This is a genomic window from Neptunicella marina (assembly GCF_014270035.1).
Classification (GTDB): Bacteria; Pseudomonadota; Gammaproteobacteria; order Enterobacterales; family Alteromonadaceae; genus Neptunicella; species Neptunicella marina.
In genome coordinates this window covers 1-13,757 of sequence record NZ_JACNEP010000011.1, presented here as the reverse complement: position 1 = coordinate 13,757, position 13,757 = coordinate 1, and the positions used below count along the sequence as shown (strand labels likewise).

The 13,757-nt window shown below is 44.5% G+C and carries 14 protein-coding genes; 4 read left to right on the top strand and 10 right to left on the bottom strand.

Features of this window, described 5'->3' with window-relative positions:
- Positions 1-13: 13 nt before the first annotated feature.
- The 10 genes from rpsR to proB form a co-directional block, all read right to left on the bottom strand.
- Positions 14-241: a 30S ribosomal protein S18 gene (gene rpsR / locus H8B19_RS13195; RefSeq protein WP_186507365.1), complete on the bottom strand. Its 228-nt coding sequence runs from the start codon at positions 239-241 to the stop codon at positions 14-16.
- Between the two features lie 17 nt (positions 242-258).
- A complete protein-coding gene (rpsF, locus tag H8B19_RS13190; protein ID WP_186507364.1) occupies positions 259-654 on the bottom strand; it encodes a 30S ribosomal protein S6 in 396 nt (131 codons plus the stop codon).
- A 136-nt stretch (positions 655-790) separates the two neighbouring features.
- Complete coding sequence (locus H8B19_RS13185; RefSeq protein ID WP_186507363.1) at positions 791-1,666, bottom strand: DMT family transporter; 876 nt, start codon at positions 1,664-1,666, stop codon at positions 791-793.
- Positions 1,667-1,771: 105 nt separating this feature from the next.
- Positions 1,772-2,959 carry an ABC transporter permease gene (locus H8B19_RS13180; protein WP_186507362.1) on the bottom strand — a complete coding sequence of 396 codons (1,188 nt, stop codon included), beginning with the start codon at positions 2,957-2,959 and terminating at the stop codon, positions 1,772-1,774.
- A 12-nt stretch (positions 2,960-2,971) separates the two neighbouring features.
- On the bottom strand, positions 2,972-4,129 hold the full coding sequence (locus H8B19_RS13175; protein ID WP_186507361.1) for an ABC transporter permease: 1,158 nt from the start codon (positions 4,127-4,129) through the stop codon (positions 2,972-2,974).
- A 3-nt stretch (positions 4,130-4,132) separates the two neighbouring features.
- Positions 4,133-4,822, bottom strand: coding sequence for an ABC transporter ATP-binding protein (locus H8B19_RS13170; RefSeq protein ID WP_186507360.1), 690 nt, complete (start codon positions 4,820-4,822; stop codon positions 4,133-4,135).
- 17 nt (positions 4,823-4,839) lie between these two features.
- Complete coding sequence (locus tag H8B19_RS13165; protein WP_186507359.1) at positions 4,840-5,859, bottom strand: efflux RND transporter periplasmic adaptor subunit; 1,020 nt, start codon at positions 5,857-5,859, stop codon at positions 4,840-4,842.
- A gap of 1,056 nt (positions 5,860-6,915) precedes the next feature.
- Positions 6,916-8,043, bottom strand: a complete 1,128-nt coding sequence (locus H8B19_RS13160; RefSeq protein ID WP_186507358.1) for a DUF4238 domain-containing protein — start codon at positions 8,041-8,043, stop codon at positions 6,916-6,918.
- A gap of 230 nt (positions 8,044-8,273) precedes the next feature.
- The gene (locus H8B19_RS13155) at positions 8,274-9,068 is read right to left on the bottom strand and encodes a crotonase/enoyl-CoA hydratase family protein (protein ID WP_186507357.1); all 795 of its coding nucleotides are present in this window, start codon (positions 9,066-9,068) and stop codon (positions 8,274-8,276) included.
- A gap of 162 nt (positions 9,069-9,230) precedes the next feature.
- A complete protein-coding gene (proB, locus tag H8B19_RS13150; protein WP_186507356.1) occupies positions 9,231-10,334 on the bottom strand; it encodes a glutamate 5-kinase in 1,104 nt (367 codons plus the stop codon).
- Between the two features lie 137 nt (positions 10,335-10,471).
- Between proB and H8B19_RS13145 the strand changes: the two genes are divergently transcribed.
- The 4 genes from H8B19_RS13145 to H8B19_RS13130 form a co-directional block, all read left to right on the top strand.
- Positions 10,472-11,350, top strand: a complete 879-nt coding sequence (locus tag H8B19_RS13145; RefSeq protein ID WP_186507355.1) for an acyltransferase — start codon at positions 10,472-10,474, stop codon at positions 11,348-11,350.
- A 15-nt stretch (positions 11,351-11,365) separates the two neighbouring features.
- Positions 11,366-12,271 carry an acyltransferase gene (locus H8B19_RS13140; protein WP_186507354.1) on the top strand — a complete coding sequence of 302 codons (906 nt, stop codon included), beginning with the start codon at positions 11,366-11,368 and terminating at the stop codon, positions 12,269-12,271.
- Between the two features lie 8 nt (positions 12,272-12,279).
- The gene (locus H8B19_RS13135) at positions 12,280-13,563 is read left to right on the top strand and encodes a mechanosensitive ion channel family protein (protein ID WP_186507353.1); all 1,284 of its coding nucleotides are present in this window, start codon (positions 12,280-12,282) and stop codon (positions 13,561-13,563) included.
- A 106-nt stretch (positions 13,564-13,669) separates the two neighbouring features.
- The coding region (locus H8B19_RS13130) for a valyl-tRNA synthetase (RefSeq protein ID WP_186507450.1) at positions 13,670-13,757 on the top strand (88 nt) is incomplete at its 3' end.

Below are 13,757 nucleotides of genomic sequence, written 5' to 3'. Positions count from 1 at the left end.
CTATTCGCCAATCTTATTTGTGTGAATCAGTGTACGGAAGCAACGCTAAGAAACGAGCACGTTTGATAGCAGTTGACAACTGACGCTGATATTTAGCACGGGTGCCAGTAATACGGCTAGGTACAATTTTACCACTTTCAGTGATGTAGTTTTTTAGTACAGCAGTATCTTTGTAATCGATCTCTTGCACATCTTCAGCAGTGAAGCGGCAGAATTTACGACGTCTGAAAAAACGAGACATTATGATTCTCCTCTGGATTATTCGTCGTCGGCAGAAGCTTGCGCTTCTTCCACTACAGGCTTTTCTTCACGCTTTTCACGACGTTCTTCACGTGCGCTTTCTTTCGCCATTGGAGATGGCTCAGTTACCGCAGCTTTAGTGCGCATAACCAGGTTACGCAGGATTACATCGTTAAAACGGAAGGCAGTTTCCAGCTCTTCAACAGCTTCAGCAGTAGATTCAGCGTTGATTAGCACGTAGTGCGCCTTGTGAATTTTGTCGATTGGGTAAGCCAGTTGACGGCGGCCCCAGTCTTCTAAACGGTGAATTTGACCACCATCTTTTTTGAGGATATCGGTATAACGCTCGATCATACCCGGAACTTGTTCACTCTGATCTGGGTGAACCATGAACACGATTTCGTAATGACGCATCGTTGCTCCTTACGGTTGTAGCCTCGTACAGCTCAGCCAGGCACTGTTTGAGACAAGGAACTAAAATTAGGTTAGGGCTGATTTAAGGGCGCGAAGTGTATATAAAATTAACAACAGTTACAAGCAATAACTCAGATTAATCTAAAACCATCAAGGCCACGCCAACCAGCGCCAACAGCGTCCAACCATAAACCGCCGTGGCTACATTTTCACCGCGCAATCGTGCCCACATCAAAGACATCAAAACACTGGTAGCAAACAGAGTTTGTACAATCGCCGCTTTGGTATGACTAAAGGCCAGCATTTGCAGCGATAACGCCAGTGCCGTGCCAATAAAACTGGCCGCAATAAACAAGGACCACATTTGTAGAGGTTTGTCCGATACGGGTTTAATGCGGGTTCGGGTAACAATAATAAGCAACACAACAATAACTAAACCACCTAACAAACGCAGCACACTACCGGTGATGGCATCTAATCCGGTGCTAACTAAAATATCGCGACTGATCACCGCTCCCAGTGCCTGACAAAGCGCGGCCAACGCAGCATAGCGATACGCATTTAACTCCAGTATATGAATTGCCTGACGTTTCTGAATTTTGATCACCATATCGACAGATGTGATAACAATCGCAATCCCCAGCCATTGCTGCCATGCCAGCCACTCATTGATCCACACTAATGCTAATAACGCAGTGAACACAGGCGCCAGGGTTTCCAGTACCAATAGCGACTGGCTGTCACCTATTTTTTGCAAGGATTTAAAAAAGAAGGTATCACCAATGCCGATGCCAATTGCACCGCTTAACAGCAGCCACAATAAGGCTGAGAATTGCAAATGCAGCTCAGATAAACCGGCAATTGCAAATGGTAGCAGCATCCCCACAGCGGCCAGCCCTTTGGCCAAATTGAGTGATAAAGCAGAGAAGCTACTGCCCAGTTGCGCAAACAACCTCGCAGCAATCGTCCAGCATAATGCCGTTGCCAACGCTGCTAATTCGCCTGTCATCATAAGTTACTGCTTTCCCAGTCTGAGCTAAAAACGCAGCATTATAAACAACAAAAAAGGCGTGTCTAAACAGAACACACCCTTTTTCACGATTAATTTTAACCAGTGCTAATGGCTAGATTGAAACGCAACAATCACGGGGGTTTTAGCGGCACGCCAGGCTGGGAACACGCCACTGAAAAAGCCAATAATTAGCGCCAGAATCGCCCCTTGCGTAATAAGCTCAGTGGTCAGATTGAAGCTAAATACTACCTGAGTGAAACTGCCGCCTAACGTAGATGCATTCATACCATCAAAAAACAGATACGCGGCAATTACGCCAAATAAACCGCCCAGTGCCGCTAACACCATTGCTTCGGCCAGCGTACCAATAAACGCCGACATATGACTAAATCCGATGGCACGTAATGTAGCGATTTCTTTGGCTCGGTCTGATACCGAGGTATACATGGTATTAAGTGCGCCCGCCAGTGCTCCCAGCGCCATGATAGTGCTGATGATACGCCCGAAAATCGCAATGTAACTTAAGCTTTTGCCTTGTTCGGAAAAATAATCGGCTTCGGTTTGTACATCCTGATTCAAACGAGGATCATTTTTAACGTAATCCTTAATCGCCTGAATATCAGCGTTAGGTTCAAGTTGCGCACGCATCGATTGATAACTGCTGCCGCGGTTATACAGGTTTTGAACTACCTTGGCATCGGCCCAGATCTCACTTTCAAACACATTACCACCGGTGCTAAATACCCCCACGACCTTCCAACTATTGCGACCCGAACGAATTTCCGAGCCTAAATCAAAGCCAGAAAACTGCCTCAATACACCGGCTCCCACTATCACTTCATTAGTGCCTGGGGTGAACATACGGCCTTGCTCCAGAGCAAAGTTCTTACGCATATTAACGCCGCGTAAATCCAGACCACGTAAAGGCAAATTCGCTTTGGTGCCTGAACTGCGCTTTTTACCATCAACAATCACATATAACTCAGCTGAGACAATTGGCCCTTGTTCGTCTTTAGCAATACCCGGCGCATTTTCCAGCAAGTTAACCTGATCACGCCCAAGCACACTGTTTAGCTCAGCGGCCGACCCGCCACGGATAATAAACGCAACATCGTTGGCACCGGCACTTTGCATGGTCGATTCAAAACCTTTAGCCATGGCTAAAAAAGCCAGCAAAATCGCCACCACAACCGCACTGGCTAATACCATCGCCAGCGACATCCATAACCGACGGGGTAAACTGCGAATGTTCATACTGATGACCGCAGCACTTTGTGAAAATACAGAACTCATGTTCTTCTCCAATTAAATGCGGTTAAACGCGGTAATAATGTTTAGACGTAAAGCGCTGACCGCCGGAATAATGCCGGTTATCAGGCCAAACAGCAGCATATAGGCCAACCCTTGCAGCCACACCGACTGACCTAAAATTAAATTAGGCAAAAAGCTGGCAAGCTCTGCCGATGCACCTTTAACTATGATAGTCGCAGCCAACATCCCCAGTACTCCACCGAGGAAAGACAATAAACAAGATTCAGCCAACACCATGTTAAATATGCGTTTTGATGAAAAACCTAATGTCTTCAGTACCGCAATCTCACCGGTACGTTCACGAATAGCCAGCACCATGGTATTACCCACCACCACCAGAATGATGAAAAAGGCCATAAACACCACAGCAAAAATAATCAGGCCGATATTGCCAATTTGTTCGATAAAGGCTTTGTTAAAGGCCTTTTCGGTTTTGGTTTCGGTTTCCGCAGCTGAGTTGGCAAAACGCTCATCAACCACTTTTGCTACCTGCTCATTTAACGCTGAATCAGTGGTCGTAAAGATCATCCAGCCTACGTAATCACCACCCCATGCCTGAGTTTCCATAAAGTATTTGTGATGAAACACCATATAGTTGGTATCCGTTTGTTTATCCTGACCTTTAAAAATGCCGTCGATATCAAACTCCCAGGTATGACCTCCACTTTTTTGTGAAAAAATATTGGATGACACCGGTATGCGGTCACCCACTTTCCAGTTTTTAGCCTGCGCCATACGTTCACCAACCAGAATGCCGGTACGATGTTTCTGCCAGCGCTCTTTCACACCGGGTTCCAATATCAGCTCGCTATACACGTCAAAATAACTGTCGGGGTCGACCGCCATGGTAATCACCTGATTAGCAGGCTCCTGATAATAACCGCCAAACCAGTTGGCATAGGTCACGTCTTTCACCCCTTCAACAGACTTAACCTTGCTTACATAAGCAATCGGCAATGGTTGAGTGAAATTGATTTTGTTGGTCACCACCAAACGGTTATCTGCCGACATTTCGACACCGGAGTTAAGCGCGTTATTAAGCGCCATGACTGAGCCAAAAATCAGAAACGCGATAAAAATGGCAAAACTGGTGAGTACCAGCCGCATTTTTTTGCGGGTCAGATTTTTTACGATTAAGTAAAAATCATTCATGACTCATGCCTCCTCTGGCACAAACTGGCCTTTATCCAGATGCACTGTATGAGTGGCATATTTAGCTGCCGATGGGTCGTGCGTGACCATAACGATGGTTTTGCCAAATTCACGATTAAGTAGCTGTAGCATTTCGAGAATTTCATCGGCGGTTTTGCGATCCAGGTCACCGGTTGGTTCGTCACACAACAATAATTTAGGGTCGGAGACAATCGCCCGTGCTATCGCCACACGTTGTTGCTGACCACCGGACATTTCACTGGGCATATGTTTGGCACGATCTGCCAGACCAACCAGTTCAAGCGCGGTTGCAACTCTTTTATCGCGCTCGCTGCCACTTAAATTGGTCAGTAATAAGGGTAATTCCACATTACGCGCAGCGTTTAACATAGGCATCAGGTTATAAAACTGGAAAATAAAACCGATATTGTTGGCGCGCCATTTGGCCAGTTGGCCTTCGTTTAGTGAATCGATACGTGCATCATCAAACCATACTTCACCACCGGTTGGTTGATCTACTCCACCAAGTAAATTAAGCAAGGTCGTTTTGCCCGAGCCCGACGGCCCCATAATGGCTAAAAATTCACCTTGTTTAATATTCATGTTCAGCTCTTCAAAAATACTGATGCTTTCTTTTCCCTTATTAAAGCTTTTCTCAACCTGTTTTAATTCAAAAATATTGTTGTCGTTCATCTTGGTTTCCTTGCGCGTTATTCTTTTAAAAATGCAACTTTGACGCCCATATCCGGCAGGATACGGCTGTCTTTTTGGTCAATTCCAATTCGGACTCTGACGGTAGCTTTGGCACGATCGGCGGTGGGGATTATGGCAATCACTGTGGCCGGAATTTTCCAGTCGGGATAAGCTTCAAGCGTGGCCTCGACTTTCTGTCCCGGCTGTACCCGTCCGATAAAGGATTCATTTACATCCACCTCAATTTCCAGAGAATCCATATCCACGATGGTGCAAATACCGGTACGGGTAAATCCACCACCGGCTGAAGTCGGTGCCACAATTTCACCCGGCTGCGCGTTTTTACCTATCACCACCCCAGCAAACGGCGCACGAATGGTGTGGTCATCAAAACGCTCCTGCTGGCGCTGTACTTCAATTCGCGCCACTTTAATGTCAGCTTCGAGGCCTTTTAAGGATGCGCTTTGATTTTTTACGTCTGTCGTAGAACGCGTAATATCGGCTTCGCTGGAATAGCCGTTTTCGGTCACCCGTTGCAGATTTAACTTTGCTTCGGCTAAATTCGCCTCGGCCGATTCTTTACGGGCAGTCAGCACATCAATTTGCGCACGGGCAAAATCCAGATTAGAACGCGCAATGGCATCATCCAGTGTGGCCAGAATTTGCCCCTGCTCCACTGTCATACCTTCTTCCACGCGTACATCAGTAATCAGTCCCATAATTTCTGCTGAGACTGTCGCCATGCGGCGCGCAGTGATATAACCCGACGCATTAAGCACCGCATCGTTTTCCAGCGATTTATTGCTGGTAACCGCCGCAGGCAACGCCGTTTTTGTAACTGGTTTTGCAGTCGCCGCAACGGGCTGATTTTCAGTATTGGTTTGTGGCATCAAAAACCAAACAATAGCAGCACCTAACAATGCACCAATTGCAATCAGCAGCATCAGCTTTGTAGCGGATGCCCCTCCGGATGGTGCAGGATTAACTGATTCACGTTCAATGGTAAGTTGTTTAAGTAAGTCACTTTTATTATTCACACTTCATTCCATTATGCGGGGATGCAGCGCATCCATGATTGTATTTATTTTGAACAATCATTACATAACGGTGGAAAATTGGAATAGGCCAAAAGTCACTATCAACGTTGGTGACTTTTAATTACAAAAGAATGATGTGGGGATGTGGATAGTGTATCGGGTTTGCTAATTCAATTTAGCACGTGGTGCAGATGGCTTACTGAATACCAAAAAATGCGATATTGCTGCGTCATTTGGCTTTCTAATGAATTGAAAGTTTGGGCGGCGCGTTGGCGCAATTTTGTACTTTGCGTCGCCTGAAGCTTTGGTATTTCACGTCCGTACAGGGACGCGAGAATATGAGTTATTGCTACGCAATTTGGCATTTGTTATAGATAGTTAGTTTGGGCGTCGCACCGGCGACAACGGCTTAGGGAATTGTGCTGCCGCAATTGCTTCACTGCTCTGCATCCTTTGATGCATCGTTTATTTCACACACCTTTGCGGGCGCGAGAATATCGATTATGGCTACGCAATTTGGCACTTGTCATAGATAGTTAGTTTGCGCGTCGCACCGGCGACGGCGGCTTAGGGAATTGTGCTGCCGCAATTCCCTAAGAACCCAACGGCACCCCACACTGTGTCTGTTCAATTTTAAATTCAGGCAAACTGCCAGCGTCGCAAATCCACATCCCTTCTGTCGCGACTGACTCAGCGACTTGCGTAATCTGACGATTTGTTGATTTCACACACCTTCGGTGCGCGAGCCTATTTGGACAGACCCAAATAGGCGAAAGGTCTTTCGCTCCCCCGACTTTATAACGCCAAAACCAAACTGTCTTTTATTCGAAACGGCCAAAGGCAGCAATCCATGCAAAGCATTGGCCTTGGCCGAACCTCCTGTTCGGCCATTCGAAAGCCCGCTTGGTTTTGTCTAAAAGTCAGAGTCGCACTAATTCAGGCTATGGCCTGACTAGGTAAAACCAAAACTTTAAAATTTATGTGCGACAGCAGCCAAACGGAGTTTGGCTAATTGCGACTCCAACTTGCCTTGTTCAGGTGTTACTTGTTCGAAAGCTAAAGCGCATGTTTAGTTTCAAAAACAATCTTTCCACTCAATTTATCTATGGCTTTGACAACACAGTCTTTGATACGAACAACCCCAATGACATTGCTAAAATTTGTGTCAAACACTTCAACAGAAAGCACTTTTTGTCCTTCAAAAAGTTCATCACAGACACATACATTTTCGCTAATTAACGTTAGTAGTGATTTGTCACTATGATGACTTCTCACCGCTAAAATTAGTCTTCTAGACTCGGTAAAAATCTTGGCAAAAAAATTAAGATTACCATCCTGTTTAATTTTGGTTGGTAGGCTAGTGACGGGATTATCCATAAAGGAGTATATATATTCACTGGCATTACATAGCATCATATCATTTAACTGCGAAATGACACTTGCGTGTGAGCATTCGAACCCTTTCATTTCGCCTTCGAAACTACTATGAGACACATATGCTAACCACGGAGTTAACGGCATAAAGTAAAACAGTGATTCAAGATGATCATCTATATATTTTGTTTGTGGTAATGGATGAAAAATTCTTGATATATCTTCTTGATTGAATAACTCCTTTATTACGGGCTTATCAGATGTAAGAAAAGGAATTTTAGTGCAGTTAAAAATTATACCGGACTTTCTATTAATTGGGTTTAGAGCATCAGACTTAGCTAAATGCAAAATCTGCTGTTTTGATATCTCTCCATAAATATTTCGGTTGCGATTCCCTCCTTCAAACATGTCTGCATACAATGCCACGCTGTCCCAAGATTTTTGGTGGGCTTTAAGGACTTTCTCAGTTCTTAAAAATTGAGTAACTACAAAAAGTGTGAATATCGAAAGAATCTCATTTGAAAACTCTCCATTAAGTAGTTTTGTAATCCCCTTACTGTAAAAGCTTTCTATTTTTGCAAGATGCTCTTCGACTAGTGGCTTATCAGGATCATCAGATTTTAAGTTATAAAATCTAGTTTTAGTAAAGATATTGTTGCTTAGCCCTTTCATTTTCCAAGCTCTATCAAGGGCAGAAGTGTTTACGTATACACCAGCTTCATATTTTTTGTTATTTACAGCGGAAGAGCTGTCTACGAAGTGCTTTAGGTAGCACCTCGGCACGATGTGCTGATCTCGTTTTTTTGCCATACTCTTTATCCATGAGAGTTAATGCTTGCAGGAAGAGTTACAAATTTAAATAACTATTTAGTAAATCCTGCCAGCCCTGAAAGCTCTTTTAGCTTTCATTCAAAGTTAGAAGATAATTTAACTTCCCTCCCAGGGAATGCGTTGATTTAACTGTTTTCCCCTTGTTTTGGTGCTTCAAAACAGGAGGCGTCCCCCTACTGCTTAAATGTGAGATTGAACTATCAATCTATCTACAACTTAAACTCTACATCCTTGCTCTTTTCTCTTTGCACCGCAATGCGCTGATTTTTGCCCATTAATATTTTGATTTGATTGATGGTTTCAGCGGCGAGGATGCGCCTTTGCTTAGGGCACCAGATTTTATGGTACATAGCTTTAATTAAACGGTTGGTATCGGGTGAGCGTTGAATAAGCTGTTCGGCTAATTGATTGGCAGCTTGCAAAGGATCGTCAGCAACCTGAGTAATCAAGCCTAGCTGCTGCGCTTGTTGAGCATTAAGAGTTTCGCTGGTACTGGCCAGTTTAATGGCATGATCTGCACCTACACATTCGCTTAACGCCAGTGTACCACCCATATCGGGAATTAAGCCCCAGCGTGATTCCATTATAGATAATGAACAATCCGGCGAGGCAATACGCACGTCCCCACCTAACGCGATTTGCATACCGCCCCCCCAGCATTTTCCATGTAGCGCCATAATCACCGGCACGTTTAACTGGCGCCAGCCCACACAAGCTTGCTGCGCCAAATTGGCGTTACCGGGCAGCCATTTCCACAGCAGTTTTACTGCACCCTTTTTATCGGTGAGCAGGGATTTTACATCCAGCCCGGAACAGAAGCTTTCACCATTACCCGACACTATTACCACGCGAATTGTCCGGTTGTTTTTAATTCGTTTAATTACCTTTGCCAGCTGCTCGAACATGGCTAAATCAAGTGCATTGTGTTTTTGAGGGCGATTTAGAGCAACATAAGCAATGCCGCTTTTTACATTCAGTTGGATAAGGTGTTGTTGATCAGACATCAAAAAGGCCGGTTGACTTTGGTTTTAAAAACCCTATCAGATCCGACCAGTATCAGCTATTAAAAGTTGTGACTGACAATTTTGTCACCCCCTTTTGGGTGTCTGCAAAAGGGCTTGGGCGACAGGGATATCGCACGAAAAAAACGATGGATGGCAAAGTTTTTACAACAACACCAAATCATCTCTATGCACCACTACATCCTGATTGTGATAACCCAGAATGGATTCAATATGGGTGCTTTTTTGCCCTTTGAGTTTGCGTATTTCTGCGGCGTTATACAGCGCCAGCCCAACAGCGACGGGTTTGTCGTGATATTCAATTTGCACAGCATAACCGGCTTCAAAGCGCCCTTCTACAGCCAATACACCGGCCGGTAATAAAGAAGCACCGCGTTCAACTAAGGCGTTGTAAGCACCACTATCGACCTTAATACTGCCTTTGGTTTTTAAACCGTTTTTAAGCCAGTTCTTTTTGGCTTTTTGGCGTGAACTGTGCGCATTAAATAAGGTGCCTGGATTAGCACCTTCGGCTAGTTGAGTAAATACATCGCTGTTACGCCCGTTAACTATCAGGGTTTGAATTCCCTGCTCGCAGGCTTTGCGTGCAGCACGCAACTTACTTTGCATACCACCAGTGCCAACCAGTGATTTACTATCTCCCGCCAGTACCATTATCTCATCAGAGATATGTTCAACTTGTTTTAGTAATTTGGCATTTTTATTGGCCTTGGGATCACTGTCGTACAAACCATCAACATCGGTACAGATGATTAAAGTGTCCGCATCGCTCACCAGGGTGACCAGTGCGGCCAGATTATCGTTATCTCCGAATTTAAGTTCATCGGTGACGACCGAATCATTCTCGTTAATGATGGGCAATACATCATTTTTAAGTAACTCGCGCAGGGTGTTTTTAGCATTAAGAAAACGCTGACGATCACCTAAATCATCATGGGTTAACAAAATTTGTGCACAGGGAAAATCAAACAAGCGTGCCCAGTTAGCCATCATACGGGTTTGCCCGACCGCTGCCATCGCCTGTTTTTCCGCAATGGATGTTTGGCCACTGGAAGCAATGCTATTCCGCCCTGCCGCAACACTGCCCGATGAGACCAGTACAATTTCCTTACCCTGCTTACGGCTTTGAATAATAAAACGCGCCAGTGCCAGTAAGTATTCTGTTTTGCAGCCGTTACCTTCTGGTGCAATTAATGCGCTTCCGACCTTAATAACAGCACGTTGCCAGTTTAGCTGTTGTTGACTCATATCTGTATTCCGACCATCACAACTTAATTTATTGATAATTCATCTGGCCTGAGCGGCAGGGTGTAGGTGTTTTTGTTGAAAGGGTGCGCAGGCCTCGCTTAAAATACGCTGCTAAGTGACTGCAAGGCAATACAAATATGCGGAATAATTTGATTGGGGTTATAGCCTTTTTGTTATATACCACCAACACACTCATTTGTGCTGTACCAATTATCTCTGGTTCGGTGTTAAAACTTATCCCTATTCGCTTATGGCAAAAGCTGATATCCAGTATTCTGGATAACTGCGCCACAACCTGGGTGACAATCAATACATGGATCCAGCGTATTACCTGTCGAACACGTTTGCAGGTGACGCAACACGGGACGTTAACCGATAAAGACTGGTATCTGGTAATCGCCAATCATCAGTCATGGGTGGATATTTTGGTGTTACAACGGGTATTTAACCGCAAAATTCCTTTTTTAAAGTTCTTCTTAAAACGAGAGTTAATCTGGGTTCCGGTACTTGGCCTTGCCTGGTGGGCGCTGGATTTCCCCTTTATGCAGCGCTACAGCAAAGCCTTTTTGAAAAAGTACCCACATTTAAAAGGTAAAGATCTGGAAACCACACGCAAAGCCTGTGAGAAATTCCGCTTTAAACCTGTAAGCATTATGAACTTTGTGGAAGGCACACGTTTTCAATCGGCCAAACATAAACTACAACAATCACCTTTTAATCATCTGCTAAAACCGCGTGCTGGTGGCATTGCCTTTGTATTATCCAGCATGGGTGATCAGTTACACAAGTTACTCGATGTGACCATTCATTACCCTGGTGGCGTGCCCAGCTTTTGGGACTTTATTTGTGGTAAGGTGAAGCAAATTAACGTAGATATCAAAGTACTGCCTATCAGCAGTCATTTACATGGCAACTATTTTGATAATGCACAGCACCGCGAAGCTTTTCAAAACTGGCTAAATCAGGTTTGGGTTGATAAGGATAAAAAGCTACTGGAGCTTTCGGCCAAAGCATAAGGACATTAAGCAGTTATGTTGAATTTTCTTCCGGTATTTATTCTGTTTCCACTCAATGTGTTGTTACAGATAGCCAACCTTGTTTGGTGGGGCAGCCTGATTATCGTCGTTGGCTTAATCAAACTGGTTATCCCGGTGCCGGTTATTCGTCGGGCTATTAGCACTTTTTTAAATATGTGCATGCACGGCTTTGGTGTATGTGCGGTATTTTTTATCAATCTCACCAACAAAATTGAGTGGGATGAAAAAACAGATGGCGACTTTTCACGTCAGGGCTGGTACCTGATGATGGCCAATCATATTAGCTGGATAGACATTATGTTGCTGGCGCGGTTTGCCGCCAGACGTATGCCCGCAACCAAGTTTTTTATCAAACAGGAGTTAATTTGGGTTCCTTTTGTCGGCTTGGGTGCATGGGCATTGGATATGCCTTTTATGAAACGTTACAGCCGTGATTTTGTTGCTAAATATCCACAACTAAAAGGCAAAGATATTGAAGCCACCCATCGGGCTTGTGAGAAGTTTAAGCTGATCCCAACCACTATCGTTAATTTTGTTGAAGGCACGCGTTTTACTGAGTTTAAACAACAAAAAACCCAAAGTCCTTTCACAAACTTGCTAACGCCCAAAGCAGGCGGTATCGCTTTTACGCTGGCCGCGATGGGCGAGCAATTTTCGAATATTGTTGATATCACCCTTGTTTTCCCTGATAACCCGCGCCATGTGATGTATGAAATGCTGTGTGGCCGCATCACTAAAATTGTTATCCGCGCCAAGGTATTGCCCGTGGATGAAAAGGTGATTGGCGACTATTTTAACGATTCGGTATTCCGCTATCGCTTTCAGGCATGGTTAAATCAGTTATGGTTGGATAAAGACCAACAAATCGAACAAATAAAACAACAACTTAGCGTCGGATAAGGAGTGATATGCAACCCATCAGGGAGTTAAGCCAGGGCATAGTTCAGTTATTGAGTTATCTGGGGTTTTCTACCGAAAGTGGCTCGGCGCACTACCTAAGTGCAGCCGTCATCTGTTTGTTAGTCATTGCCTGGCTGGGGTTTTATCTTACCTCATTCTTTTTACGCCATGTGATCTCCCACTGGGTATTGCGCACCCGTAACCACTGGGATGACGAACTACATAAACATGGCTTTTTTCGTCGCTTTTCTCACATCATTCCTGCGATTATAGTTTACTTGTGTGCTCCTTTGGTTATTGCCGAAAAGCATGTATTGCTTGGTGTTTTATCTAAAGTCTCCCTGATTTACTTTTTGCTGGCTGTCATTCTCGCAGTTAACGCCGTTCTGGATACGATTTCAGATGTTTACAACGCCTCTTATCTGGCGCGTAAAGCCCCCATCACAGGGTTTATTCAGGTGGTTAAACTATTGCTGGCTATCATTGCGCTGGTCTTGATTATCGCTAATGTACTGGATAAGTCCCCCATTATTCTGCTTTCGGGCTTAGGTGCAGTCACCGCGGTTTTATTGTTGGTATTCCGTGACGCGATTCTGGGTTTTGTTGCCGGCATTCAAATAGCAGCTAACCGCATGGTCACCAATGGTGACTGGATAGAAATGTCCAAATATGGCGCAGACGGTAATGTACTGGAAGTTGGGCTTACCACAGTAAAGGTGCAAAACTGGGACAATACTATTACCACTATCCCCACCTATGCACTTATTTCTGAGTCGTTCCGTAACTGGCGCGGCATGCAGGAATCGCCTGGCCGCCGTATCAAACGCTCTATCTATATTGATATTCACTCCATCCGTTTTTGCGATGCCAAAAGTCTGGAACGCTTTAAACAGGTACGCTACATCAGGCAGTATATTCAGGATAAATTGGAACAGGTATCCAGTTACAACAAAGACAACGATATAACCGAAGAGGACTTACTTAACAGTCGCCGCCTGACCAATATCGGTACCTTCCGCGCATATATGGTGCACTATTTGAAACAGCATCCGGAAATTAATCAGAATATGACACTGATGGTGCGCCAACTTGCACCCACTGAGTTGGGTGTTCCTCTGGAAATTTACTGTTTTAGTGCCAATAAAAACTGGGTGGAATATGAAGGGATACAATCAGATCTGTTCGATCATTTCCTCGCGATACTGCCGATATTTGAATTACGCGCTTATCAGCGTGTGGGAGACTACCGTCCGCCAGTACTTAGCAGTGAAAAACCAAAGGATGACGAATAAATCTATCTCTGGTTAAATTTCAGCAACAAAAAAGCCGCTTTAAAAGCGGCTTTTTTAGTTAGTTTTGTCCCGTCCTGAAATACGTTGACATAAAGAGGACTTCTTTATGACAACAGCAACTAATTCAAATCGTAAGCGTACTCAACGCGATTACACGATGGCTTTTAAATTAGGGGTCGTAGCACGTGTTGAAA